General features: G+C 55.2%; 30 protein-coding genes. 13 read left to right on the forward strand and 17 right to left on the reverse strand.

The genetic code is table 11. The features are described 5' to 3' along the window. Positions 1 to 15: 15 nt before the first annotated feature. On the forward strand, positions 16 to 1,386 hold the full coding sequence (locus ACZ1HV_RS16320; RefSeq protein ID WP_472715754.1) for a pilus assembly protein TadG-related protein: 1,371 nt from the start codon (positions 16 to 18) through the stop codon (positions 1,384 to 1,386). Between the two features lie 68 nt (positions 1,387 to 1,454). Here ACZ1HV_RS16320 and acs read toward each other — a convergent pair whose 3' ends face one another. From acs to ACZ1HV_RS16390, 14 genes are all read right to left on the reverse strand, one after another. Beyond that, a complete protein-coding gene (gene acs, locus ACZ1HV_RS16325) occupies positions 1,455 to 3,392 on the reverse strand; it encodes an acetate--CoA ligase (RefSeq protein ID WP_472715755.1) in 1,938 nt (645 codons plus the stop codon). Between the two features lie 182 nt (positions 3,393 to 3,574). Beyond that, on the reverse strand, positions 3,575 to 3,973 hold the full coding sequence (locus tag ACZ1HV_RS16330) for a DUF1761 domain-containing protein (protein WP_298964000.1): 399 nt from the start codon (positions 3,971 to 3,973) through the stop codon (positions 3,575 to 3,577). A 78-nt stretch (positions 3,974 to 4,051) separates the two neighbouring features. Continuing rightward, positions 4,052 to 4,756, reverse strand: a complete 705-nt coding sequence (locus ACZ1HV_RS16335) for a hypothetical protein (RefSeq protein ID WP_472715756.1) — start codon at positions 4,754 to 4,756, stop codon at positions 4,052 to 4,054. A gap of 32 nt (positions 4,757 to 4,788) precedes the next feature. Next, on the reverse strand, positions 4,789 to 5,406 hold the full coding sequence (ureG, locus tag ACZ1HV_RS16340; RefSeq protein ID WP_298984272.1) for an urease accessory protein UreG: 618 nt from the start codon (positions 5,404 to 5,406) through the stop codon (positions 4,789 to 4,791). Continuing rightward, positions 5,403 to 6,185, reverse strand: coding sequence for an urease accessory protein UreF (locus ACZ1HV_RS16345; RefSeq protein WP_363324487.1), 783 nt, complete (start codon positions 6,183 to 6,185; stop codon positions 5,403 to 5,405). Before ACZ1HV_RS16345 ends, ureG begins: the two co-directional genes overlap by 4 nt. After that, complete coding sequence (locus tag ACZ1HV_RS16350) at positions 6,109 to 6,612, reverse strand: urease accessory protein UreE (RefSeq protein WP_298984274.1); 504 nt, start codon at positions 6,610 to 6,612, stop codon at positions 6,109 to 6,111. The genes ACZ1HV_RS16345 and ACZ1HV_RS16350 overlap by 77 nt, the downstream gene beginning before the upstream one ends. Continuing rightward, positions 6,609 to 7,214 (reverse strand): glutathione S-transferase family protein, encoded by a 606-nt coding sequence (locus tag ACZ1HV_RS16355; protein WP_298963997.1) that lies wholly within the window; start codon positions 7,212 to 7,214, stop codon positions 6,609 to 6,611. Before ACZ1HV_RS16355 ends, ACZ1HV_RS16350 begins: the two co-directional genes overlap by 4 nt. A 77-nt stretch (positions 7,215 to 7,291) precedes the next feature. Beyond that, positions 7,292 to 8,062 carry a hypothetical protein gene (locus ACZ1HV_RS16360; RefSeq protein WP_298963996.1) on the reverse strand — a complete coding sequence of 257 codons (771 nt, stop codon included), beginning with the start codon at positions 8,060 to 8,062 and terminating at the stop codon, positions 7,292 to 7,294. 19 nt (positions 8,063 to 8,081) lie between these two features. Further along, positions 8,082 to 9,794 carry an urease subunit alpha gene (ureC, locus tag ACZ1HV_RS16365; protein ID WP_298963995.1) on the reverse strand — a complete coding sequence of 571 codons (1,713 nt, stop codon included), beginning with the start codon at positions 9,792 to 9,794 and terminating at the stop codon, positions 8,082 to 8,084. Positions 9,795 to 9,828: 34 nt separating this feature from the next. Next, positions 9,829 to 10,257, reverse strand: a complete 429-nt coding sequence (locus ACZ1HV_RS16370; RefSeq protein ID WP_298816776.1) for a lysozyme inhibitor LprI family protein — start codon at positions 10,255 to 10,257, stop codon at positions 9,829 to 9,831. After that, positions 10,254 to 10,661, reverse strand: a complete 408-nt coding sequence (locus tag ACZ1HV_RS16375) for a lysozyme inhibitor LprI family protein (protein WP_298984276.1) — start codon at positions 10,659 to 10,661, stop codon at positions 10,254 to 10,256. Before ACZ1HV_RS16375 ends, ACZ1HV_RS16370 begins: the two co-directional genes overlap by 4 nt. A 15-nt stretch (positions 10,662 to 10,676) precedes the next feature. Continuing rightward, entirely contained in the window at positions 10,677 to 10,982 is a 306-nt protein-coding gene (locus tag ACZ1HV_RS16380) for an urease subunit beta (RefSeq protein ID WP_298816780.1), read from the reverse strand. Positions 10,983 to 11,002: 20 nt separating this feature from the next. Further along, positions 11,003 to 11,305 (reverse strand): urease subunit gamma, encoded by a 303-nt coding sequence (locus ACZ1HV_RS16385; RefSeq protein ID WP_298963993.1) that lies wholly within the window; start codon positions 11,303 to 11,305, stop codon positions 11,003 to 11,005. Positions 11,306 to 11,323: 18 nt separating this feature from the next. Further along, complete coding sequence (locus ACZ1HV_RS16390; protein ID WP_298984279.1) at positions 11,324 to 12,235, reverse strand: urease accessory protein UreD; 912 nt, start codon at positions 12,233 to 12,235, stop codon at positions 11,324 to 11,326. Between the two features lie 316 nt (positions 12,236 to 12,551). On the opposite strand from ACZ1HV_RS16390, the gene ACZ1HV_RS16395 reads away from it, so the two are divergent. The 3 genes from ACZ1HV_RS16395 to ACZ1HV_RS16405 all read left to right on the forward strand — a co-directional run bounded on the left by ACZ1HV_RS16395 (position 12,552) and on the right by ACZ1HV_RS16405 (position 15,755). Further along, positions 12,552 to 13,952: a D-alanyl-D-alanine carboxypeptidase family protein gene (locus tag ACZ1HV_RS16395; protein ID WP_472715757.1), complete on the forward strand. Its 1,401-nt coding sequence runs from the start codon at positions 12,552 to 12,554 to the stop codon at positions 13,950 to 13,952. A 190-nt stretch (positions 13,953 to 14,142) separates the two neighbouring features. Then, positions 14,143 to 14,436, forward strand: coding sequence for a hypothetical protein (locus ACZ1HV_RS16400; protein ID WP_298816789.1), 294 nt, complete (start codon positions 14,143 to 14,145; stop codon positions 14,434 to 14,436). Between the two features lie 119 nt (positions 14,437 to 14,555). After that, the gene (locus ACZ1HV_RS16405) at positions 14,556 to 15,755 is read left to right on the forward strand and encodes a CobW family GTP-binding protein (protein ID WP_472715758.1); all 1,200 of its coding nucleotides are present in this window, start codon (positions 14,556 to 14,558) and stop codon (positions 15,753 to 15,755) included. 17 nt (positions 15,756 to 15,772) lie between these two features. Here ACZ1HV_RS16405 and tesB read toward each other — a convergent pair whose 3' ends face one another. After that, on the reverse strand, positions 15,773 to 16,639 hold the full coding sequence (gene tesB / locus ACZ1HV_RS16410; protein ID WP_298816793.1) for an acyl-CoA thioesterase II: 867 nt from the start codon (positions 16,637 to 16,639) through the stop codon (positions 15,773 to 15,775). 138 nt (positions 16,640 to 16,777) lie between these two features. Here tesB and ACZ1HV_RS16415 point away from each other — a divergent pair, with 138 nt between their 5' ends. From ACZ1HV_RS16415 to ACZ1HV_RS16435, 5 genes are read left to right on the forward strand one after another with little or no spacing between them, the layout of a single operon-like run. Further along, positions 16,778 to 18,016 carry a ubiquinone biosynthesis hydroxylase gene (locus tag ACZ1HV_RS16415; RefSeq protein WP_298963986.1) on the forward strand — a complete coding sequence of 413 codons (1,239 nt, stop codon included), beginning with the start codon at positions 16,778 to 16,780 and terminating at the stop codon, positions 18,014 to 18,016. 47 nt (positions 18,017 to 18,063) lie between these two features. Continuing rightward, complete coding sequence (locus tag ACZ1HV_RS16420; RefSeq protein WP_298816797.1) at positions 18,064 to 18,936, forward strand: SDR family oxidoreductase; 873 nt, start codon at positions 18,064 to 18,066, stop codon at positions 18,934 to 18,936. Between the two features lie 56 nt (positions 18,937 to 18,992). Continuing rightward, positions 18,993 to 19,190 (forward strand): twin transmembrane helix small protein, encoded by a 198-nt coding sequence (locus ACZ1HV_RS16425; RefSeq protein WP_298816799.1) that lies wholly within the window; start codon positions 18,993 to 18,995, stop codon positions 19,188 to 19,190. A gap of 37 nt (positions 19,191 to 19,227) precedes the next feature. Further along, positions 19,228 to 19,803 carry a cob(I)yrinic acid a,c-diamide adenosyltransferase gene (locus tag ACZ1HV_RS16430; protein ID WP_298816801.1) on the forward strand — a complete coding sequence of 192 codons (576 nt, stop codon included), beginning with the start codon at positions 19,228 to 19,230 and terminating at the stop codon, positions 19,801 to 19,803. A gap of 35 nt (positions 19,804 to 19,838) precedes the next feature. Beyond that, entirely contained in the window at positions 19,839 to 20,531 is a 693-nt protein-coding gene (locus ACZ1HV_RS16435) for a rhomboid family intramembrane serine protease (RefSeq protein ID WP_298816804.1), read from the forward strand. Between the two features lie 10 nt (positions 20,532 to 20,541). Here the strand turns inward: ACZ1HV_RS16435 and ACZ1HV_RS16440 are convergent, their stop codons facing one another. Together ACZ1HV_RS16440 and ACZ1HV_RS16445 are read right to left on the reverse strand one after the other, a co-directional pair. After that, complete coding sequence (locus tag ACZ1HV_RS16440; protein ID WP_363324488.1) at positions 20,542 to 20,838, reverse strand: RT0821/Lpp0805 family surface protein; 297 nt, start codon at positions 20,836 to 20,838, stop codon at positions 20,542 to 20,544. A gap of 108 nt (positions 20,839 to 20,946) precedes the next feature. Continuing rightward, positions 20,947 to 21,411 carry a hypothetical protein gene (locus ACZ1HV_RS16445; protein ID WP_472715759.1) on the reverse strand — a complete coding sequence of 155 codons (465 nt, stop codon included), beginning with the start codon at positions 21,409 to 21,411 and terminating at the stop codon, positions 20,947 to 20,949. Between the two features lie 201 nt (positions 21,412 to 21,612). Here ACZ1HV_RS16445 and ACZ1HV_RS16450 point away from each other — a divergent pair, with 201 nt between their 5' ends. The 4 genes from ACZ1HV_RS16450 to ACZ1HV_RS16465 all read left to right on the forward strand — a co-directional run bounded on the left by ACZ1HV_RS16450 (position 21,613) and on the right by ACZ1HV_RS16465 (position 24,869). Further along, on the forward strand, positions 21,613 to 22,128 hold the full coding sequence (locus tag ACZ1HV_RS16450) for an RNA polymerase sigma factor (RefSeq protein WP_298816809.1): 516 nt from the start codon (positions 21,613 to 21,615) through the stop codon (positions 22,126 to 22,128). Beyond that, positions 22,125 to 22,823: a hypothetical protein gene (locus tag ACZ1HV_RS16455; RefSeq protein ID WP_298963985.1), complete on the forward strand. Its 699-nt coding sequence runs from the start codon at positions 22,125 to 22,127 to the stop codon at positions 22,821 to 22,823. The genes ACZ1HV_RS16450 and ACZ1HV_RS16455 overlap by 4 nt, the downstream gene beginning before the upstream one ends. 339 nt (positions 22,824 to 23,162) lie before the next feature. Then, entirely contained in the window at positions 23,163 to 23,912 is a 750-nt protein-coding gene (locus tag ACZ1HV_RS16460; protein WP_298816817.1) for an electron transfer flavoprotein subunit beta/FixA family protein, read from the forward strand. A gap of 24 nt (positions 23,913 to 23,936) precedes the next feature. Continuing rightward, positions 23,937 to 24,869 carry an electron transfer flavoprotein subunit alpha/FixB family protein gene (locus ACZ1HV_RS16465; protein WP_298816821.1) on the forward strand — a complete coding sequence of 311 codons (933 nt, stop codon included), beginning with the start codon at positions 23,937 to 23,939 and terminating at the stop codon, positions 24,867 to 24,869. Positions 24,870 to 24,924 lie beyond the last annotated feature (55 nt).

Raw genomic sequence — 24,924 nt, forward strand, 5'->3', positions numbered from 1 at the left:
AACAATGAGGCAGTCATGCGTTTTCAACTCAATAAATCTTTCGGACAACATGTTCGCCGCTTAAAAAATTCTACTGAGGGATCGGTGTTGCCGATCTTTGCGATTTGTGCGGTGTTTTTGATTGTCATCATCGGCGCATCAGTCGATATTTCACGCACGGTGAATGCGCGGGAAAAGTTGTCCTATGCACTTGACGCGGCTGCCTTGTCCGTCGCCGCCGATTTGTCCACTTCTGTAATGTCAGACGATGAGATCAAAGCCGCGCTCGAAGATTCCTTTCGAGCCAACTTGGCCGACGCGCATTTCCTGGACGAAGCGATCGACAATCTTGACTACACGGTCGATCCGGAAAATGGCCTTGTCACCGTTACGTCCAATGCGACCATCGATAACTACTTTCTGGATATGGGAAATCTGATTGACGACAGCCTTGGACCGGAATCCTTTGTGTTCGGCACAAGCTCACAGGTTACCTATTCAAAATTTGATGTTGAGTTAACGCTCGTTGTGGACGTGACAGGCTCGATGTCAGGAGAAATTGAAGACCTTAAGGATGCGGCCGAAGCCGTCGTAAACATTTTGATCCCAGACGATACCAAGGACGGGAAAGTCAAAATTTCGATTGTGCCCTATAGCGTTGGCGTCAATCTCGGGGACTACGCTGAAACGGCAACAAAAAAATTCAGCAGTCGGTGCGCAACCGAACGCACAGGTAAACAGCAATATACCGACGCTAGTTATTCCAAGACGGCAATTGGCGACGGGTCGGGCACATATCGTGCAGAGGATTGTTCGGACTCAGAAATCCTTCCCCTAACGGATGACAGGTCGAAATTGTTAAAGGCAATCGGCGATTTGGAAACGGATGGCTACACGGCTGGCCATACGGGCATTGGATGGGGTTGGTATACACTCTCTCCAAATTGGAGTGACTTGTGGCCTTCTGAGTCCGTAGGTGCAGCTTACACTGATGATGATGTCCTCAAGTTTGCGCTTATTATGACAGACGGTGATTTCAACACTCACTATGAGAAAGTCAAAATGACTTACAATGAATGTGAGGAATTGAAGAAGGATGGTGAATACACTGGTACCTGCAAAGCAAAGAAAAGCGGTAAAGAGCGGAATTATTGGCTTGAAAGGTCAGAGTGGGGTTACGACGGCGAGTCGTCGGTACGCGCAAGATCTCTTTGTGATGCAATGAGAGACGAAGAAATCGAAATGTTTGGCGTTTATTTTGGAACAAACGGAAATTCAAATGGCGCCAAAGTAATGAAGGCTTGTGCTGACACAGGCAACTACTACCAGGCTAGTTCATCGAGTGACCTGATACAGGCATTCGCAAACATCGCCAAGAAAATTCAGCAAATCTATATTTCAAGATAAACAGCAGTAAGAAACTGAAAAGCCCGCCGAAACGGCGGGCTTTTTGTGTCTGGTCTGGGCGCGTCAGGTCAAGCTCGGTTCTGGCGATTGTCGATAAGGTCGTCGACCACCGTTGGATCTGCCAAAGTTGACGTGTCGCCCAGATTGTCAAAGCTGTCTTCCGCGATCTTGCGCAGGATACGGCGCATGATCTTGCCGGAGCGAGTCTTGGGCAGGCCGGGCGAGAACTGGATCAGGTCCGGCGACGCGATCGGGCCGATTTCGGCGCGCACATGCTTGACGAGTTCCTTTTTCAGTTCGTCGGTAGGCTCCTCGCCCTCCATCAAGGTGACATATGCATAGATGCCCTGACCCTTGATATCGTGCGGGTAGCCGACCACCGCCGCTTCGGACACCATCGGGTGGGCCACGAGCGCGCTTTCGACCTCGGCCGTGCCCATCCGGTGGCCGGAAACATTGATGACGTCATCAACACGGCCCGTAATCCAGTAATAGCCGTCTTCATCCCGCCGGCATCCATCGCCAGTGAAGTATAGGCCTTTATAGGTCGCGAAATAGGTCTGTACGAAGCGGTCATGATCGCCATATACCGTTCGCATCTGGCCAGGCCAGCTGTCCTTGATCACGAGGTTGCCTTCCGTTGCCCCCTCCAGGAACTTGCCTTCCGCGTCGACAACGGCAGGCTGCACACCGAAGAACGGACGTGTTGCGGAGCCAGGTTTCAGATCCGTCGCGCCCGGCAATGGGGTGATCAGAATGCCGCCGGTTTCCGTCTGCCACCAGGTGTCGACAATCGGACAGCGCTTTTCGCCAACCACGTCGTAATACCAGTTCCAGGCTTCGGGGTTGATCGGTTCGCCAACGGACCCAAGCAAACGCAGGGATTTGCGGGACGTATTGGTGACGTGCTCGTCCCCGGCGCCCATCAGCGCACGGATGGCGGTCGGTGCGGTGTAGAAGATGTTGACGTTGTGTTTGTCGCAGACTTCCCAGAACCGGCCTGGTCCGGGATAGGTCGGGACCCCTTCGAACATCAGCGTGGTGGCACCATTCGCGAGCGGTCCGTAGACGATATAGCTGTGTCCCGTGACCCAACCGACATCAGCCGTACACCAGTAGATATCGCCTTCGTGGTAGTCGAAGACGTATTCATGGGTCATGGACGCATAAACGAGGTAACCGCCTGTGGTGTGCAGCACGCCTTTCGGCTGTCCCGTTGAACCGGAGGTGTAAAGGATGAACAGCGGATCTTCAGCGTTCATTTCCACCGGTTCGCAGTGATCGGAAACTCGGGCAGCCTCTTCATGGTACCAAACGTCGCGCCCGCCCTGCATCGTGATATCACCGCCGGTGCGTCTGACAACAACAACGCTTTTGACAGGAGCTTTTTCGGCTGCCTTGTCGACATTGGCCTTGAGTGGAACTTTGCGACCGCCGCGCAGGCCTTCGTCTGCCGTGATCACACAGTCTGACTTGCAGCCTTCAATCCGCTGAGCAAGGCTGTCCGGGGAAAAACCGCCGAAGACAATGGAGTGAACGGCGCCGATACGCGCACAGGCCAGCATGGCATAGGCCGCTTCCGGGATCATCGGGAGGTAGATGGTAACACGGTCACCCTTTTTGACACCCTGCCCATGCAGGACGTTGGCGAACCGGTTCACTTCCTTGTGCAGCTCCTTATAGGTGATGACCTTGGATTCGCTCGGGTCATCGCCCTCCCAGATGATTGCCGGCTGGTCGCCACGCGTTGCCAGATGCCGGTCTATGCAATTGGCTGAAACGTTCAAAGTGCCGTCTTCGAACCATTTGATCGACACGTTGTGGTAGTCATAAGACGTGTTCTTGACCTTGGTATACGGCTTGATCCAGTCGACCCGTTTGCCGTGCTCGCCCCAGAACCCGTCCGGATCGTCCACAGAGCGCTGATACATTTCCAGATATTTGGTATTGTCGACATGCGCCCGGGCGGCAACTTCCGCAGGAACGGGAAAAACTGAGTCAGACATACGAGAACCTCCCACAAACAACTGTCGGGCCGGCAGCCGGGTATCCTCATGCCCAACCGATGACCTATTTTCCGGGGCCATTATGCGTACGGCCCTCACCAAGTCCAGAACCAAGGTTTAGTGCTTTAGTCTCCGATTCCTTGGTCTAATGCGTTCAAAACATGCGAGGAATTACGTAGTCGTCAGCTCAACAGACCGAGTACGATGCCCTGAACAAGGAAGACGCCGAGCCAGTGGCCGCCGTCAATCAGAGTGAGGCTCCAGGGTTTCCCCTGAAAGCGATGATTGATGATCTGCGTGGTCATCACGATCCCGACCCAGACCATGAGGGCAGATATGATGCCCGCTCGGACGTCGGTTGAGCCGGTGTGATAGATGATGCCGGCAAAAACGAACGCCATGACGAGCTGACAAAAAAAGGTCAGTCCCAAGGTAACCGGATCCGGTTTTGTCTGTGCCTCGGTCAGGCTGGCCGCCTTCATCCACGCCTTGCCGAGCAAACCATACCAGACAGACCCGAAGATAAAGGATGCAACTGCCGCTGCTGCAACCGCAACCAGGTTAATGCCATCGAACATCATTGGCGACCCTCCCTATTTTTCACGACAGCGTGGTCGGTATTGCGGCAAAGATCAAGCTGCAGTTTTCGCTTGAAGGGGTCAGATTTTTGTCCAAACGCGCAGGCGGCCGCACTCTTCAAATCCGAGCTGACGATAGACGGGCAAAACAGTCTCATCTTGCTCGTAGGTACACACGGATTTATGGGGAAAGGGTGCCAGAAGATCGTGAAGTGCGCTGTAAAGCCAGCTTTGGCGGCAGAATATGTTCGACAATCCGATAACTTCGCGGCCTTCCAGCTTAGGTCCGGAGTTGAAAACCGCGCCGGCTCGGAACTCTCCGTCTTTCTGGATGGCTGCAAATTCGACTGCCGGGACGTCCATAAGCCTGGCAGGCAGCACTTTGTGCAATGCTTCGTTGCTGTTCCAGTTCTGGAGCCATTTTTTGAAAGCCTGCAGATGATTGATTTTCAACCAATCTGAAGATGCCGGGGGTTTTCGATTGGCATGATCAGACCGAAACAGCCATGTAGCTGAGAAAAGTTTTTGAAATCCAAGTGCCGAAAGATCAAGTGCATCGAAACTGTCCTTGACCGAGGCCCCGGACGGCAGGGCCTTCAAAACACCATAGAGCTCTGCACCCGGTTTCTTTGTAAGTGTTACGACATTCGGATAAAGCGGGAGAACCTTGTCTTCTGCAGACCAAAACCCCGTCTGAAAACGGGAGTTGGCGCCAGCGGCCTTCAGAACCGAGTCGCACCAAAGCGCATTGTTTTGTGCGCAGGTGCTTTGTCTGACGGAATCCATGAAAAACGTTGCCTTGGATTGAGGGCTGGTCCTTACGCGCTCAGGCCTCCCTTATCGATGAGAAACCTTACCACTGCGTCAACTCCGTCGCCTGCTTTCATGTTTGCAAATACAAACGGGCGCTGTTTACGCATTTTGGCCGCATCCCGGTCCATAACGCCAAGATCAGCGCCGACATGTGGCGCCAGGTCGGTCTTGTTGATGATCAACAGATCCGAGCGGGTGATTCCCGGCCCGCCCTTGCGAGGAATTTCCTCACCTGCAGCGACGTCAATGACATAAAGCGTCAGATCTGCCAGCTCCGGCGAAAACGTAGCTGCGAGATTGTCGCCACCCGATTCGATCAGGATCAGATCGAGATCCGGGATCGACCGGTTCAGGTCGTGGATGGCAGCCAGATTGATTGAGGCATCTTCCCGGATTGCCGTATGCGGGCACCCGCCGGTTTCCACCCCGCGAATGCGGTCGCTGGTCAGAGCCTGGCTGCGCATCAGCGCTTCGGCATCTTCGCTTGTGTAAATGTCGTTGGTGATGACAGCGACTGAAAAGTCATCGCGCATGGCCTTGCAAAGGCGGTCGGTCAGCGTGGTCTTGCCAGCACCGACCGGGCCGCCGATGCCCACGCGAAGAGGGCCGTTTTGGGATGTCATGAACGAAACAACCTCGAATATTGGGTTTCATGGGCCATAGAGGCGATATCTGCCAGAAACGTGGAGGACCCGATGTCTTCCAGGCTCGCTGAGTTGGCCATTGCCGCGACCGCGAAAACTGTCGGCTCGAGTGATGCCAGGACGGATTGTCCGTTGCTTTGACCGAGTGGCACCGCGCGTATGGCTGCAGAGACAATATTGCCCGCAAAAGCATGAAGATACGCCACCAGAGCCGCTTCTTCAGGGATCTCGTGAGCGGCGGCGGCGAGACCAAGCGCAACCGGATAAGGCCAGCTTTGGTTTGAGTCTTCGGCCCGCTGATTGAAAAGGTCGGCGGCCGGCGACCTGCCGTCAGGGCGCCAACTCTGTCGTACGGCCACCAAGAACGCCGTACCTTGTGCGCTGGTTTCCAGATGGCGCTCCTTGGAAGGCTGCAATGCGAGAGCGAGGTTCTGCAGTTCAGTCAGAGTGCTGTCATCGCCCATCAGGGCAGCCTGATAGCTTTTCTTCAGCAATATTGCGTCGCTACGCCCGGCACCATGGCGCAAGACATCCTCAAGCCAGCTCAATAGATCCTCTGCAGTTTTGACCGTTCCGTCTTCAATCACCTGTTCAAGACCGTGACTGTAGGTAAACGCACCGACCGGAAAGCTCGGAGAAAGGAAGGCCAGTAGGCGATAGAGCGCTGGAAGCGTAACGGTTTCAGTCATGTGCGTGTTTGTGGGCGTGATGGTGGTGCCCATGACCGGGCCCGTGATCATGGCTGTGGGTTTGCCCATGGCCGTAGGCCCCGCCTTCCGGATCAAAAGGTGCCGCAACGGGGGTCAGCTTGCCACCAAGCTTCAAAACCATGTCTTCGATCACATGATCCCGCCGGATCCTGACACGATCGTCCAGGAGTTGGGTCGGCAGGTGACGGTTGCCGAGGTGCCATGCGATCTTGACAAGATGCGCGGCGTTCGCCGCCTCAATTTCCACCAGGTCTTCGGGTTCGGCCAAGACCTCGACGAAGCGGCCATCTTCGAGTTCCAGTCCGTCACCGTGACGAAGGTGAATGGCCGTCGGCTCGTCCAGGAGCACAGTCAGTCCATGGTCGCATGTCAGAACGGCCCGACGGCGATGCCGGTCTTCTCTGTCGAGCGTTACCTGATCGGTGGCCCTGCCCTGCCAGTTTCCGTGAGGATGAATTTGGGCGATCCTGATCATTGTGCGGCGTCTACCTTTTGTTTCATAGCCTTGAAACCCGGCCGGGCCCGCAAGAGCTTGAAATAGTCGAAGACCGGCCCCTCCATCGGCAGTTCGAAATTGGCTGATATGGCCCAGCCGGAACAATGCCCAATAATGATATCGGCGATTGTGAATGTCTCACCCATGACATATGGCCCGCCGGCCAGCATCTTCTCAAAGGTTTTCAAGCCTTGCTTGAATTCGAACTTGCAGACGGGCTTGATCTGCGGCACCCGAATATCCTCAGGCAAGATGAAGGAGTTCTTTGCTGCTGTCCAAAGAGCGCCTTCCAAAACGTCGACAGCGAATTGCGTGAAACCATCCTGTCTGGCGCGCTCCAGAGAGCCTGCGGGAAATGTGAACTGTCCATGCTTGTCTGCCAGATAGGTGCAGATCGCAATTGAGTCCGTGATGGTGGCTTCGCCATCGATCAAGACCGGTACTTTGCCGCTGATATTGACTTCTCGTACAGGTTCAGACTGCGGAAGTGCCGGATCAATCTCGTATGGTTCGCCCAGCTCTTCCAGCAGCCACATGACCCGCATGGCACGGGTGCGCGGAAAACCGATGACTTTGTACATTCTTGTTTCAACTCCCGAACTCGGTGCTGTTCGCCCATCCGCTTCTTGAGGGTCGACGACAGGGCATTTGAGGCTCCTCAGAGGTCCAGCGCTCTGCCTGATATTGATCCGTCACTTGTAAAACGCTCATAGCACATGCCATCGGCTACAATTGACAAGCCTGAGGGTGGGACAGCCTTTTCAAACGCTCTTTCTGCTTCTTCTGTATAGAAGTCGAAATGAAAATTTCCGTATTTGCAAAGCGTCGCAACCGTTGAGGACCCCTTGGCGGAGACAAGAGTATAGGGTGCGGATGCATTGCAACGCGCAATCCAGAAGAGATCTCCAACGATTGCCTCAAGTCCCTGCCTGTCGACGACCAGGCCGTTCGGTGTTTCTGCGGTGAGGCCGAACCCCGCCAGTTTTTCCTGCGCAGCTTGAACAGGCGGATGATCGTTTTCCTGCGACAGTATGGATCTCCGGCAATCAGAGATGATCGCAAATTCCGACCAATCCAACTCTTTTGCCAGCAAGGAGCATGCCTTTCCAATCTGCTTTGTGAAATCCTCAAACGATGGCGCGCTTTGATCCACAATCAACGTGGTCAATGGGGATGACAAGGGAATGTCATCTTCAAAGGGGTCCTTCAGATTGGCGAGTTCCTCCTCGGCCTCACGATTGAGTTCCCGTGCTTTGCTTTCGCTCAGCACTGTCGGTTCCTCGTCATCAAGGTTGAGAAAGACCTCCTCACCGGCCTCATACGTCAGATCCTCCAGTCGGTAGGTCTCGTGCTGCCAGTTCTTCAGAGCAATCGCAAGGGTTGGATAATCTTCAAAGATCCGGGGTCGTGTCGTTGGCAGGAGTTTCATGACGAATGCCGATTTGAAACTAGAACAGGAAATACCGCTGAGCCATCGGCAGGACGTCCGCCGGCTCACAGGTGAGCAGCTCACCATCCGCGCGCACCTCGTAGGTTTCCGGATGCACCTCGACTTCCGGCGTCGCATCGTTGAGCACCATGGATTTCTTCGATATGCCACCTCTGGTGTTCTTGACCGGCAAAACCAGGCTTGAGAGCTCGGCCTTGTCCTTGACGCCAGTCTCATAGGCAGCCTGAGAGACGAAGGTTACACGGCTTTCGGTCATGGCTTTGCCGAAGGCGCCGAACATTGGCCGGTAATGAACCGGTTGAGGTGTCGGGATCGATGCGTTCGGATCGCCCATGGGGGCCGCAGCGATGGTGCCGAGTTTCAATACCATGTCAGGCTTTACGCCGAAGAACTTCGGATCCCACAAGACAAGATCGGCGAGTTTGCCGACTTCGACAGAGCCGATATGCTCATCAAGACCGTGAGCAATTGCCGGGTTGATCGTGATCTTGGACATGTAACGTTTGACCCGGAAATTGTCGTTTTCGCCGGTCTCATCTGAAAGACGCCCACGTTGTACCTTCATCTTGTGAGCTGTCTGGAGCGTGCGGATAATCACCTCGCCGACCCGTCCCATGGCCTGGCTGTCGGAAGCGATGATCGAAAACGCACCCATATCGTGAAGGATGTCTTCGGCGGCGATCGTTTCCTTTCGAATTCTGCTTTCTGCAAAGGCAACATCTTCCGGAATGGAATTGTCGAGATGGTGGCAGACCATCAACATGTCGAGATGTTCTTCCAGCGTGTTGACCGTGTAAGGCCGCGTCGGGTTGGTGGAAGAAGGCAGAACATTTGTTTCGCCGCAGACCTTTATGATGTCGGGCGCGTGGCCGCCGCCGGCACCTTCTGTATGAAAGGCGTGAATGGTCCGGTTCTTGAAGGCGGCTGTCGTGTTTTCAACAAAGCCACTTTCGTTCAAGGTGTCGGTGTGGATCATCACCTGGACGTCGTATTCATCAGCAACTGAAAGGCAGGTATCGATGGCTGCCGGAGTCGTGCCCCAGTCCTCGTGCAGTTTCAGCGCCGAGGCTCCCGCCAAAATCTGTTCCTCAAGCGCTGCCGGTAGTGACGCATTGCCTTTCCCGGCAAATGCCAGGTTCATCGGAAAGCTGTCGGCCGATTGCAGCATGCGGGTGATATGCCATGGGCCAGGTGTGCATGTTGTGGCATTTGTGCCTGTTGCCGGCCCGGTCCCGCCACCAAGCATGGTTGTTACGCCGGACATCAGCGCTTCATCAATCTGTTGCGGGCAGATGAAGTGAATATGGACGTCGAGCGCTCCGGCTGTCAGGATCCTGCCTTCACCGGCGATGGCTTCCGTGCCAGGGCCGACGACAATGTCGACACCGGGCTGTACATCCGGATTGCCGGCCTTGCCGATGCCGATGATCCGTCCGTCTTTCAGGCCGACATCCGCCTTGACAATACCCCAGTGATCAACAATCAGGACGTTTGTGATTACGGTATCGACAGCTCCGGCACTGCGTGGCGCCTGTGATTGGCCCATGCCATCGCGAATGACCTTGCCACCACCGAATTTCACCTCTTCGCCATAGGTAGTGAAGTCTTTTTCGACCTCGATCACCAGATCCGTGTCGGCAAGGCGAAGCCTGTCGCCGGTAGTAGGTCCGAACATGTCCGCATATGCGGCGCGGGGCATCTTGTAAGCCATAATGTCTCCAATCAGCGATCAGAAATCGTTTCGTTTAATTGCCGTAGTCATCGAGTGTTGCAGTCAGATCTTCCGTGCGTGTCATCGTGAGAACGATCTTGCAGTTCCGGTAGAGTTCCTGCCCGCGCGTCCCGCCCATAAACGGAAAGGCGTAAGCCTTGCAGTCCTTGTCGGAATAGTCCGACCATGCCGCCTGTGCTTCCTCCAGCGCTGCCGGGCTGCCTTTCAGATGTTCCGGGAGTGCGTCATCCATTTCGACCACTTTCGCGTGGAGTTTGACGTATGCAGATGCCATTTTTGCCTCTGCATCTTTCAACGCCTTGTCCGCGCAATAAGTTCGCTCGCTGTTGTTAAGCGGATACCCGCAATCGATGGTTTCTTGCGCCTGTGCAGCAGGAGCGTTGATCGAGGACACGCAAACGATGCCGAGTATCAGGAAGATGAAGCGCGAATTACGGGTCAATTGCCCAGTCCTCCCGTCAACTCTTCAAGCTCCTTGGTGCGTTGCGCGGTCAGCTTTGCGCGGCAGCCGTATACCAACATTGGTTCCATGGTCCCGCCTCTTGCCTGAAATCCGTAGGCCTCGCACGCGTTGTCCCGGTACGGGATCCAAGCACGCTGGGCCTTGCGAAGCGCTTCGACCGCACCTTTCTGTCCCTCGGGCAGAAACCCATCGGTTTCGCGCATTTTCGTCATCGCTGCTTTATAGGCCGCGTTCAGTTCCGCATCTGCCGTTTGCCAATCCAAATTGGCGCAAGAGGTCATTTCCATCTGGGTCATGGCATTGTTGCAATCGACCTTTTCTTCGGTCAGCGCGGGTGAGACAAACACCGCCGAGAGGATCAATCCACATAACAACCGAAACATGCTTGTCTCCTGGCGCTAAAGCTCGCCCATGACCTTCTGATTGAAGCCGTAAACGGTCCTTGCGCCCCGGTAGGCAACCAGCGTGACCGTCCTTGTCTGACCCGGCTCAAAGCGCACAGCTGTGCCGGCCGGAATATCGAGGCGCATGCCACGTGCCTTTTCGCGATCGAATGAAAGGCCCTCATTCGTTTCGAAGAAATGATAGTGGCTGCCAACCTGAACAGGGCGGTCGCCAGTATTGGCAACGTCTAGTGTTGCGGTCTCCAGACCGGCATTGAGTTCTATCTCGCCCTCGGCGGGAAAAAGTTCTCCGGGGATCATGTCTTTGTCCTCAAGTCAGGTCAGCGGATCGGTTCGTGAACGGTGACCAGTTTGGTGCCGTCGGGAAAGGTGGCTTCCACCTGGACATCATGGATCATCTCGGGGATGCCTTCCATGACCTGCTCGCGGGTCAGTACCGTTGCCCCTGCCGCCATCAAGTCGGCAACAGAGCGGCCATCCCGCGCCCCTTCAACGACGAAATCGGTGATGAGCGCTATCGCTTCCGGATGGTTCAGTTTCACGCCACGCTCCAGACGGCGGCGCGCGACCATGGCTGCCATGGAGATCAGCAACTTGTCTTTTTCGCGGGGCGTCAGGTTCATGAAGAAGGCTCCTTATTGTCAACAATGCCAGACCCGCGGCAGTGATGCCGAGCGGTATCCGGTCAAAAAACTCATCAGTGCGGTGCGAAGGTCCTGTCCGTCTGCAGCCGTCAACCGTGCGATCAGCTGGCCGTTCCATGCGCTGGCGGCCGCCCGGACGCGGTCCGCTGGCAGGGCATCAAGTAAAGACCTTGCAAGGCTCAGGCGGTCTTCTGCTTGTGGTGAACAGTCCAAAAGGGTCGCAACACAGAGATTGCCAGAAGCCGTTGCCGGTCCGGACAGAAAATCATACGGATCACCTTCCAGGCGCACCTCATCGGCGAAAACCAGTCTTCCACCCCGCCGAATGCGCCAGCTGTCCCTGAAGAACACGGACCTGACCTTTTCGCCCATGGCCTTGCGCCCGAGAATGACCGATTCAAGCATGAGCAAACTTGCCTCTTCCGCCAGCTCGGCTTCGATCGTGCGGCTCAGGTTCGATGCGTCAAAGAGGATTGTTTCCTGCGGCAGCCATTCGAGTGTTGCACTTGCACCGACTTGAAACTTCGCGGCTACTTTTGCCGTACCCGTCTGGCTGCGGTAGGCGCGTTCGGCCGCCTGACTGGTCACAATCGCGTGTGCGCCGTCATCAAGAGCGAATTCAAGAGACAGCCGATCCCCTCCGGTCAAGCCGCCGGCGGTGTTGATGAGGACAGCTGTTGTCGGTTCATCATAGACTTTTGGCAATCTGATCTTCGCGGAGCCGCTTTGATAGAGGTCGGCGAGGCGGGTCGAGCCACCAGAAACGCGGAAACTGGCGCGCGCACGGCCATTCACGCGCTGCATTGAGCGCGTGGACGCAGCCGATTGTGATGCTATGCCAGCATCATACATGAAGTTGCGTGCCTCCCAGGCTTCCCGGTTTATTGTTGTCCGACGTCCGATCGCCACCTTGTTCCCAGCTTCCTCCGGGATGCAATAGGCAAGATGCCCTTGGTAATCTTAGCAAGACCCGGGCCAAAGTAGTTGGGCTCTTGCCGTGATGGACTGCGAAGGCCAAACGCCCAATTGTTTCAAAGGTTAGGGCGATTTTGCCGGGGGCGATGCCTAAAAAAACGGCAACTGACAAAAGTTTTGGCGCGGGACGGTGGCAAGGAAGGGGTTGCCCTAACGGACATGTTCCGGTTTTTTAGAGTTCAACAGTCGTTAGGCTATGTACCTTAGACTGAGATTGCAGTTTGTGCGTTTCCCTGTTTTACAGGATGACATGCGAGGGATTCCCGTGATTGCAAGCCTGGCCGGCCGCCTGACATCCGCGGTTGTAACGTTTGCCGTATTGTTTTTCTGCCTGGTTCCCGGTGATGCCAAGGCCGACATCGGTGCGTTCATTCTCGTCGATGCGAAATCGGGTGCGGTGGTCGACCAGAAAAACGCGACGCGCAAGTGGTACCCAGCTTCCCTGACGAAAATGATGACGGCGTATGTGACCTTCAAGGCGATCCGCGAAGGCCGTGCGACGCTGAACTCCGCGGTGGTCCAGTCGAAGAATTCTCTTTCTGAGCCTCCCAGCAAGATGGGTTTCAAGGTTGGAACGCGTTTCACCGTTGATACCGCGCTCAAGATTATTCTTATCAAGTCGGCAAACGATGTTGCCGTTGCGCTGGGCGAGGCAATCTCGGGTTCGGAAGCCGCCTTTATTGCGGCCATGAATGCCGAAGCCAGGCGTCTTGGCATGACCAACACCCGTTTCACCAATCCTCACGGTCTGCCGGACAACGGACAGGTGACAACCGCGCGGGACATGGCCATTCTGGCAATGGCGCTTCGAAGGGACTTCCCGGAATCGCGGGATTTCTACAAATATCCTGGTATTCGCTTCGGCAAGAAGACGCTTCGTTCGGCCAATCGGGAGTTTCTGCTGCGAGTTCCCGGAGCAAACGGCATGAAGACTGGCTACATCTGCAATTCGGGTTACAACGTTGCTGCAAGCGTCTCCCGAAAGGGCCGGACATTGATTGCAATCATTCTGGGGGCAGGTTCCGGCCTTGAGCGGACAGCATTCGCCCGGCAGCTTTTCGACAATGGATTTCGCAAACGGGGTGGCCAGAATGTCAGCAGCCTGACCGGGTCTTCCGGAAATCCGCCTGCAAACGGGTATTGCCGGCGAAACAAGAGCCCGGGCCCGAACGGATATATGGCCCGCTTCGACATGCAGAGCGAAAAGCGGGGTGGTTTCCTTTTCTTCAAGGCAGACAAGACCAAAGAAAAAAACGTCGATGCGAGCGGTTACACCAAATCGAACGGCAAGCCTGACTGGGCAAAGATCCTTGATCGAACCCTTGGTCCGCGTCGTCTTGCTTACAAACCTCTGCAAGTAAGCCTGGGCAATCCGAGCGGACAACCAGCGGCAGGTGCAACAACATCGGCGCTTGAGGTCTTAGCGCCTGCGGAGGACGTTCCAACGCCTGTCGCCAATCCGATGCGCCGTGCCGAAATGCAAATCCGTGCAAAGTTGCAGCAGACTGCGGAAGCAAGTGCCGTGGGCTCAATCCCGCAAGCAGAGCAAGTCGCCGGTGGCGATTCATCTCCAGCCGCACCAGGGTCAATCTTTCGGAAAGGCCTTGATTTTTCGGTTCCAGTACCGGCTCCCAGCCCGCGCAGGCAATAGCTGCTTGGCCAGTCGTAGAACTAAGCCTTTGTGAAGAAATACGGAAAACCCGGTTAACCCTTTATTTACGCTACTCCTTAACAGTGTAGTAAGCATTCTCTTGGGCCGGTGTATTCCTGCTCGAGGGAGGCCATGACACGTCAGGTCATCCGGGCATAGAACATGCCGAAACAAAGAAGCGAGTGATCGCATGATGATTGAACCGAGATCCACCGCCACAATCAAGGCGCTTGCCAGCCTCGCTGAACTTTCCGCCAACCAGTTGGAAGAAGGTGTTTCGGTTGAGGAAGTCATCGCAACCTTACGCAAGGCGGCGGAAGCGGTGCGGACTGTTGTCGATGCGGATGAGCAAGATCATGCGGAGTTCGATGACGAGGATCTCGTTCAGGACCTGACCCCAATGGATCTCTCAGCAGGTGATGACATCGCGGACAAGGAAGCCGAAGCGGCTGAAACCGAGGAACCGGTCCTGAACGCCGGCTAAACCTGGCCGCGTGAGGGCAAACGTCCAAACACCTTTGACCTACTCCTGAAAAGAATGCTAGCGGTGCCGCATGAACTGCGGCCTGCCTGGCAGTTGCACGATCAGGAGATTTCGACCTCATGACTTCTGCCAAAGAAGCAATAGACCGACCTGTGCAAAGAGGGCCCAAGCCCCCTATTCCGCTTTCTGTCCTGACCGGCTTCCTGGGTTCGGGAAAGACCACCTTGCTGAACCGGATTTTAAACGATCCGGCCATGGCCGATACAGCGGTTATCATCAATGAATTTGGCGAGATCGGTCTCGATCACCTGTTTGTCGATCAGGCTGGAGAGGGAATTGTCGAACTTTCGTCCGGCTGCCTGTGCTGCACGATCCGAGGCGATCTGGTTTCAACACTGGAGAACCTGTTGCGTCATCTCGACAATGGCCGTACGGAGCGCCTGCGCCGAGTGGTGATCGAAACCACGGGTCTTGCCGATCCCGCGCCGATCCTGCACACCGTGATGCTTCATCCCTATCTGGTCATGCGTTATCGGTTGGACAGCGTCATCACGCTCATTGACGCTGTGAATGGGCTGTCGACCCTTGAAAATCACGAAGAAGCCCGAAAACAGGCCGCTGTCGCGGACCGCCTGGTCTTTACAAAGACAGACATGATCGAATCGGAGGCGGAACGGGCGGAATTCGGAAAGCTTTTACAGCAAATCGAAATGCTGAACCCTGGCGCCAAGCGCCTGGTTACACAATCAGGCGACGCGACACCGGGCGCTTTGTTCAATGCAGGCCTTTACGACCCGGACAGCAAGATACCGGATGTGGCGGCCTGGTTGAATGCGGAAGCATACGAAGGCACTGGGCATCACCACCATCATCACGACCATGCGCATCATGACCATAGCCACGGCCATGACCATGCACATGATGTAAACCGGCACAGCGATTCCATCCGTGCATTTACGTTGGCAACCGACCGGCCTGTACCGGCCTCAGCTCTTGAAATGTTTCTGGATTTACTGCGGTCTGCTCATGGACCGAAGCTCCTGCGCGTCAAAGGCATCGTCCAGCTAGCGGAAGATCCCGGAAGACCGGTTGTTATCCATGGTGTTCAGCATGTCTTTCACCCGCCGGCAACGCTCGAAGCCTGGCCGGATGGAGACCATAGAACCCGAATGGTCTTTATTACCAAAGACCTGCCCGAGGGTTTCGTGCGCAAGATGTTCGAGGCTTTTTCAGGTGCGCTGCTTCCGGATACCCCCGATCACCAGGCTTTGAGCGACAACCCGCTTTCAGTGTCAGGCTTCACAAGCCCCATCCGGTGATTGGTGCGGCAACAGCTTTAATCTTTCTTGCGGAGCCTGATCAGACCTTCCTGCGCCGTTGAAGCAATTAACACACCCTCTTTTGTATAGAGAGAACCACGGTTCATGCCTCGCGAACCGGACGAGGAAGTGCTGTCAGTGGCATAAAGCAGCCAATCATCTGCGCGAAAAGGACGATGGAACCACATGGCATGGTCGAGGCTTGCCGCCTGAATTTTGGGGCTGAAGACGGAAGTGCCGTGGGGAAAGAGGGATGTGTCCAACAGGGTCATGTCGGACGCGTAGGCAAGAACACACTGATGAATGCGTTCATCATCCGGCAGCTGCCCGGTGGCGCGAACCCAGACATATTGCTGCGGCGGGAGCGGTTTCTTGCTGAAATAGTGGGTCATGTCGACCGGCCGCATCTCGATTGGACGCTCCCGCTCCCAGTAACGGCGAATGTTCTCAGGTGCCAGAGACAGGAACTTCTCTTTGAGTTCCTGCTCACTCGGCAAGGCGTCCGGCGTTGGCACGTCCGGCATATCGCTTTGGTGATCCAATCCCTCTTCGCGGACCTGAAAGGAAGCTGCCATTGAAAAGATTGCTTCGCCGTGCTGAATGGCAACCACACGCCGTGTGGTGAAACTGCCGCCGTCCCGAATTCTGTCGACTTCGTAAATTATGGGGACTTCCGGGTCACCAGGACGCAGAAAATATCCATGCAGGGAATGTACATGCCGGTCTTCGACAACAGTTCGTGATGCGGCGACCAAAGCCTGGCCGATAACCTGACCGCCAAAAACCCGTTGCCAACCGACCTGAGGGCTGCGACCACGGAACAGATTGCGTTCGAGCGCTTCTAGGTCGAGAATTTGCAAAAGGTTGTCAATGGCCGTGTTCATCGGCGCGATCCTTGTTACATAATGTGCCGAAAAGGTGGGCCTTAAAGTGGCCTCGGCGAGTTTTCAGGTCCAGTCTTGGACGGGACCTGACGTTAAAGTCAAGATGTCCTAGGGGAAACCGGGGCGGGGAGTAATTGAATGGCGAAACGTATAAGCGCTGCCGATATGTTTGATGTTGTTATCGCGGGTGGCGGGTATGTGGGTCTGTCGCTGGCGGTAGCACTCAAGCAAGGTGACGAGAGCATCAATTGCGCCATTGTCGACCCGAAACCTATGGATCAGTTGCACAATGACCCGCGTGCCTCGGCAATCGCCGCTGCTGCATCCCGGATGCTGACGCAACTTGGCGTCTGGCCGAAAATCGAAGCCGAATCGCAACCAATCAACGAAATGATCGTCACCGACAGCAAATTACGCGATGCGGTTCGACCGGTTTTTCTAACTTTCGACGGTGAAGCGACAGAAGGTGAGCCTTTTGCCCACATGATGCCCAATGGCGTGATGATGCCGGCGCTCTATAAGGCTGCAAAGAAACTGGGTGTGAAATTCTTTGCTCCAGGAACGGCGGATACCTTCCGAACACATCCGGATCATGTCGAACTTGAGCTGGCGGACGGCACCATTTTGAAAAGCCGGCTTCTCGTCGCGGCCGATGGCGTTCGCTCCAAGCTTCGTGACCTGGCAGGTATCCGAACGGTGAACTGGGACTACGGGCAATCGGGTATTGTCACCACCGTCAAGCATGAGCGACCTCACAACGGCCGGGCTGAAGAACACTTCCTCCCCGCTGGCCCCTTCGCCATCCTTCCGCTTCCCGGTAACAGGTCATCGCTTGTCTGGACCGAAAAAACCTCTGATGCCGACAGACTTGTGCGATCTGATGAGTTTACATTCGAACTCGAACTTGAGCGTCGTTTCGGACATCACCTCGGTACACTCGAAGTTGATGGCCCGCGGCGCGCTTATCCGCTTGGACTGAAACTGGCGCGCGACTTCGTCAATCCGCGATTTGCGCTGATCGGGGACGCTGCGCATGGTATACACCCGATCGCGGGACAAGGTCTGAACCTTGGGTTCAAGGATGTTGCCGCGCTTGCGGAAGTGGTCGTCGATGCGCGCCGTCTTGGGCAGGATCCCGGTGGTCTCGATATTCTTGAGCGTTATCAGCGTTGGCGCCGATTCGACACATTCCAGATGGGCGTCGTGACTGACGTTCTCAATCGCCTGTTTTCCAACGATAATGACGTTCTGCGGGCGTTCCGGGATTTCGGACTTGGCCTGGTCGACCGCATGCCCGGCATCAAGACACAGTTTATCAAGGAAGCAGCCGGGTTTGCGGGACCTGTTCCCAAATTGCTTTCCGGTGAGCCAATCTGATAGGACATTGCCAGGTAAGGTCTGCTGGGCGCCGGGTTTTTATTTGAATGATTGACTATCCAGAGAGTTTCCCGAGGCATCGGTCGATCCTAATAACCGGATGCTCTTCCGGTATCGGTGCCGTGTCGGCCCATATCCTGCGTGGGCGGAACTGGCGCGTCTTCGCCACAGCTCGGCGTCAGGACGATGTCGACCGGTTGGCCGAAGAAGGGTTTGAAGCCCTGCGTCTGGACTACGAAGACCCGAACAGCATCGAGACGGCAGCCAACAGTGTTCTGCAACTGACCGACCATAAACTGGATGCCGTATTCAACAACGGTGCCTACGCTGTGCCCGGGGCACTCGAGGACATCCCGACGGAGGCGATGAGGGCGCTGTTCGAGGCCAATTTCATAGGTTGGCATGATCTGACAAAGCGTTTGATTCCTGCGATGCGCGCAAATGGTGGCGGTCGGATCGTGCAGTGTTCTTCAGTGCTTGGCTTTGTCGCACTGAAGTATCGCGGTGCTTATACGGCCAGCAAATTCGCTCTGGAAGCGTATACAGACACGTTGCGGCAGGAGTTAATGGGAACGGGTATTCATGTGAGCCTGATAGAGCCGGGGCCAATCGGTACAAGGTTCACGGAAAATGCCCTTGCGAATTTCGATCTTTGGATCGGTGAAACTGGTCTCGAGGCCTCCGTCCATCGTAACACCTACGAGAAACGCCGGGTCCGTATGGAAGCAGGTGAGCCGGGACCATTCAAACTGCCGCCTGAGGCGGTGGTAAAGAAATTGATTCATGCGGTTGAGGCCAACCGGCCCAAAGCGCGGTATCATGTCACCATACCGACAAAAGTCATGGCGGTGGCAAAACGTGTGTTGCCTACGGGTCTGCTGGACCGGTTCTGCATTCGGGCTGCTGACAATGAAGAATAGTGCGCGACGTGGGGTCCGGAGTTGCCGGGTCATCGCGCTGAAAGAGGACTAACAAGATGGCTGGTGTCATTAATGCACTCATTCCCGTTGGCATGGCGGCCGTAGCCCTGGTTCTGTTTGCCGGACTTTGGAACATGTTTCGAAACGGTCCCGCCAATCGTTCGCAAATGCTGATGCGTTGGCGTGTCGGATTGCAGTTCCTGGTGATTGTCCTGGTGATGGGTGGGCTCTATTTCTTCGGGTCCGGTCGCTAGAAAACGACCGCAGAAGCAACATCCAAGGGCATTCAAAATGGTTGTTTTAAACAAGATCTACACAAAAACGGGTGACGACGGTACGACGGCTCTTGGGTCTGGCGAGCGCCGGCCGAAAAATGATTTGCGGATCGAGTCATACGGAACGGTAGATGAAACCAATGCTGTCGTTGGCCTGATTCGTCTGCATACCGGAGATAGCGCTCAAGAGGTTGATATCGTTCTAGGCCGTATCCAGAACGATCTATTCGATCTGGGTGCAGATCTGGCAACTCCTGAGACAGATCAGGATCTTGGTTATGAACCTTTGCGGATCAGCGATGTGCAAGTGAAAGCACTCGAAGACGCGATTGACGAGCTGAACAAGGATCTGTCTCCTCTCCGTTCCTTCGTGCTGCCGGGCGGGAGCCCGGCGTCGGCGCATCTTCATCTTGCTCGAACAGTATCGCGTCGGGCGGAACGGCTTATGGTCGAACTCTCGACCGTGGAGCAGATCAATCCCGCGGCGGTCAGGTATATGAACCGCCTGTCTGACTATTTTTTCGTAGCGTCACGGTACCTGAACGATAAAGGAGAACGGGATGTTCTCTGGGTTCCAGGTCAAAATCGCTAATAGAAAAAGACGCACATAACGAAAGGCATCGGGGCATGTTCATTCCGGTCTATGATCACAACCGGCGGATTCATGTCCCAATCCCTTATGTCAATCTCACACTTATTGCTCTTAACGTCCTGATATTCGTGTTTTTTCAGGGCGCCGGCGCACAGGAAGCCGTAGCTGCTGCTTCCTATTCACTTGGATTGATCCCAGTGGTGCTTTTCGATATCCGCGAACTGGCGCCTCAGTTTCAGCTGTTGCCGGAATGGACGTCCATCGTGACATACGCCTTCCTGCACGGTGGTATCATGCACCTCGTCGGAAACATGCTGTTCCTATGGGTGTTCGGTGACAATGTCGAAGATGCCATGGGTCATTTTCGGTATTTGCTGTTCTACCTGATTTGCGCGGCATTTTCGGGGTTTCTCTACGCGGCTCTGGACGCCAACTCCGAGGTACCACTCATTGGGGCGTCAGGTGCAGTGTCCGGAGTTGTGGCCGCCTATCTGATGCTTCATCCCAGGGTCAAGGTGTGGGTCCTTGTGCTCGGCCGCATCCCCTTACGCCTGTCTGCAATGTGGTTGCTCGGTGCCTGGGTGCTTTATCAGTTTTACAATGTGCTGGCAGCGGCCGAGAGCGAGGTGGCCTGGATTGCGCATGTTGGCGGTCTGATAGCCGGCGCCATCCTCGTGCTGTTTTTTCGTCGCAAGGGAGTCAAGCTTTTTGACCAGGCCTTGTCGTGAGGTGTTCGCCTTAAGTTGACTGCCAAACAGCATCCGATGAACGGCAGGCAACGCCATCACGATCGATGGATTCTCCTGATGCTAGTCGGATACTTTCCTTGTACGAGCGGCAATAAGTTCCCTCGGTCGTCTTCCATGTCTTCAATGGAGTTGCTGATCCGCGCGCGCCGCTTTGCGGATTCTGCCAGCTTTGCGATTTTCCGGACAAAGAGCTTTCCAGGACCGCTTGCAGGTTCTGTTGGGCGAGGGATCGGTCAGACGACTGCAATCCGACAGCTGGGGTAGTCACGTCAGGTGTATTGGACACGGCCCCTGAATTGCAGCCCGCTGCTGAAAGTAACAAGCAAAAAAAGACAGGCCCCTTCGTGTGGAGCCCCGCATTCAAAATTTTCAAAGCCGATCCTGCCTCTTGGATCTACTGCCAACCGTTTTGTATCGCTTCGCGTTCTTCGCGCTCCGACAGCGACCCACCGGATTGTTCGCTGTTGCCATTGAAACGCTCATCACGAAACACGCGATTAAGCAGACCTCCAGATCCTGGCTTTTGTGAGGCAGAATTTTGTGAACCTGAATTCCCACTATTGCCGGAGCTTTCGCTCCTATCGTCTGAGCGGTCGCTTTTACCGCCACCGCTATCGCCGCCACCACCGCTATTGCCGCCGCCGCCCTTGTCGTTGCGATCGCTGCCACGATCGCTCTTGTCACTACGGCTACTCTTGTCGTCACCCGACTTAGCGAAAGCAGAATCGGTGTTTTTAACATCGAAGAGGGGGTTGAAAAAGGCGACAGAGAATACCAGCATCGAGGCCGCAATGCCCGGAAGCACGCGGAACATCGCAGAGAGGCAATCTGGCAATGTTTTCTGGCGGGTGTGTTTCATAGGATCAGGTTTCTATGCGGTTCTCTTGCGCGGACAATATTGAGAGCGATTCCGTGCCTTTTCCTCCATAACACGTGAGTGTTCTTCTTTCTTCCCGAAGAATGTCCAAAAAAGTCGGGATCAAAAGTTTTCATCACGTGTTGTAACCTCGAGAGCGGTTTTGCGGAGAACTTCTTGCCAGAAGATAATATGAAGACGGAGATGATCCGTCTGCTCCCCAAGCTGAGGAGTTTTGCATTGCGGCTGTGCCGAAATCCGGATCAGGCAGACGATCTGGTGCAGACGACGTGTGAGCGCGCAATACGGTCATTGGACCAGTTTGACCCGGCAACCCGCCTGGACAGTTGGATGTTCCGGATCCTGCAGAATCACTATTTCAACTCCGTGAGGGATTCTGCGAACCGGGCCAGGTTGTTCGATCTGGCAATGCTTGACTTTGAAGAGAGTTACGACGGCGCGAAGGCGGCGGCCAGTAGCCTTGAATTGCAGAAAGTGAGGGACTTTATCGGCAGATTGGATGAAGACAATCGAGAAGTTCTTTTGAAGATTGCCGTTGAAGGCCAGAGTTACAAAGACGTTGCTGCTGAGCTTGGCGTCCCAATCGGGACGGTTACCAGCCGGCTTGCGCGAGCGAGATTAAAATTGCGAGAATGGCTGGAAACGGACGATTCCGCACCAGAGATTGCTATGCAAAGCATGCCCGGAGGTGTGTTGTGACACTTGAAGAAAAGCGCGAACAGATCGCCCTCGTTGAGAAAATCGGCAAGATCCTCGATCGGGAAGTTGGCGACGAAGACAGAGCCGAATTGCTTTCTGACATTCGGCAATCTCCCAAGGGCGAAGAGTTGCTTCGTCTGGTGTCTCGGGATGATTTCTTTTTGCAGAACGCGATGCCTTCGGCAATTCCGGACGAAAGCATGGAACGTTTTCAAGGTCTGATTGATCGGGAGTTCGCAAAGCGGGGCGTCGGTTCTTCACGTCCGGGTTTCACATCCTGGACGGGGTCGCTTGTCCAGGTTGCCGCAGCGCTGATCCTCGTTGCCGGTACGTTCGCCTTCACGAATTTCTGGATGCAATCCCGTATGGATGATGCTGTCGCGTCGCTCGCCGCGCATATGGAAACCGAACGGATGTTGCTTGCACAATCCGTTCAAGAGGCGCTGGAGACCAAGGTCAGCGGTGAGCCGGTATTTGTCGGGCAAGAAGGCAATTGGAGTGAGATTCTGACGCCGATCAAAACTTATCGAAGCAAAAGTGGGCACTGGTGCCGGCAGTACATTCGAGAAACAACCTTTGGCGGCCTCGATCTATCTATCCGTGGAACCGCATGCCGGGACGCGAATGGAACCTGGACAACTGTATTTGCCGAGCCGATTTCCGATAACTTTTCACCCCGATCTTCAGGGATCTGATTTTCTGAATGAAAATCCCCTGGTGTCCGCGAACGGCAACCGTGTCCCGACCTCGTGCATCAACGGGTCCGGCGGGCGATAAGTGGTGTTTTTGAACGAATTTCGCTGCTGTTTCGCACCGTTGAACTATCATCATTGCGACGCGTGTTTTTCTATGCCCGGCAATTTGCCCGTTTAGACCAAATAGCGCAATTGACAGCTGCCTCGCTGGTCAGTACCGTCCCCCGCCATGCGCCACGATTGGCTTGTTTCCGCCGTTTGTGACCCTACGTCAACGGAGCGGACTGGCCTGCATAATGCGGTGCGGTGAAAGCCGGCCCAGCAAGAGGTTGAGACCAAATGAAAATCCTCGTACCCGTGAAACGGGTCATCGACTACAACGTTAAAGTCCGCGTCAAGGCGGATGGTTCGGGCGTCGATCTTGCCAACGTCAAGATGTCCATGAACCCGTTTGATGAAATTTCTGTCGAAGAGGCTCTTCGTCTGAAGGAAGCCGGGAAAGCCAGCGAAGTCGTTGTCGTATCCGTCGGACCGCAGCAGGCGACCGAGACCTTGCGAACAGGATTGGCAATGGGCGCAGACCGGGGAATTCTGGTTAAAACCGACGAAACGACAGAGCCTCTGGCAGTTGCCAAAATCCTCAAGGGTATTGTTGAAGCCGAAGAGCCTGGACTCGTGATCCTCGGCAAACAGGCCATTGATGACGATTGCAATCAAACCGGCCAGATGCTTGCGGCCCTTCTGGGCTGGAGCCAGGGAACCTTTGCCTCCGAACTCGATCTCGGCGAAGGCACGGTTAACGTGACACGCGAAGTTGACGGTGGTTTGCAGACGGTCAAGCTGAAACTGCCGGCTATCGTGACGACCGATCTGCGTTTGAACGAGCCACGCTATGCGTCATTGCCGAACATCATGAAGGCAAAGAAAAAGCCTATCGATGAGAAGTCGCCCGATGACTATGGCGTTGACGTCACTCCGCGCCTGACCGTGGTTACAACTACGGAACCTGCCGGACGCGAAGCCGGTATCAAAGTCGGATCTGTTGGTGAGCTCGTCGAAAAACTCAAGAACGAAGCCGGTGTCCTTTAAGGCCCGTCGCAGGAGGAAAAAACAATGACAACACTTCTTGTGGCTGAACATGCCGGTGGCGCACTGAATGACGCGACCGCAAAAGCACTTACTGCTGCCGTTGCGCTGGGTGCGGATGTCCACATTCTGGTTGCCGGCAAAGGCGTCCAGTCCGTGGCCGAGGAAGCTGCCAAGCTGACCGGTGCCGCGAAGGTCTTGGTTGCGGAGAGTGATGCGCTCGAGCACCAGCTGGCTGAGCCGACTGCAGACCTGATAGTCGGTCTTGCAGGCGACTATGAAGCGATCGTTGCACCTGCAACTGCCAACGGCAAAAACACTTTGCCGCGTGTCGCCGCCCTTCTGGACGTGATGCAGATCTCGGATATCACTGCAGTTGTCGACGCAGAGACGTTCGAGCGTCCGATCTACGCCGGAAATGCCATACAAACGGTCAAGTCAGGTGATTCCAAAAAGGTGATCACCGTAAGAACATCGACTTTTGCCGCGGCTGAAGAAGGTGGTTCGGCAACCGTTGAATCGATCACCGGTACCGATGGTTCAGGGCTTTCGGAGTTTGTTGGCGAAGAGCTTTCCAAATCTGATCGTCCGGAGCTGACATCCGCCAAAATCATCATTTCCGGTGGCCGCGCGCTTGGATCTGAAGAAAAGTTTCAGGAAGTCATTATGCCGGTTGCCGATGCGCTCGGCGCGGCAGTTGGCGCGTCGCGTGCTGCGGTCGATGCAGGCTATGCTCCGAACGACTGGCAGGTTGGCCAGACCGGCAAGGTCGTCGCTCCGGACCTTTATATTGCGTGCGGAATTTCCGGTGCAATACAGCATCTTGCGGGCATGAAAGACTCCAAGGTGATCGTTGCTATCAACAAGGACGAAGAGGCCCCGATATTCCAGGTTGCCGACTATGGCCTAGTCGCGGATCTGTTCGATGTACTGCCCGAACTTGAGGCTGCCGTTAAGTAAGACCTGCGGCAAATTGAACACGGACCCCGGGGCGAATGAAGGTTTTCACTCCGGG

Source organism: Roseibium sp. JB4-4, assembly GCF_055693425.1.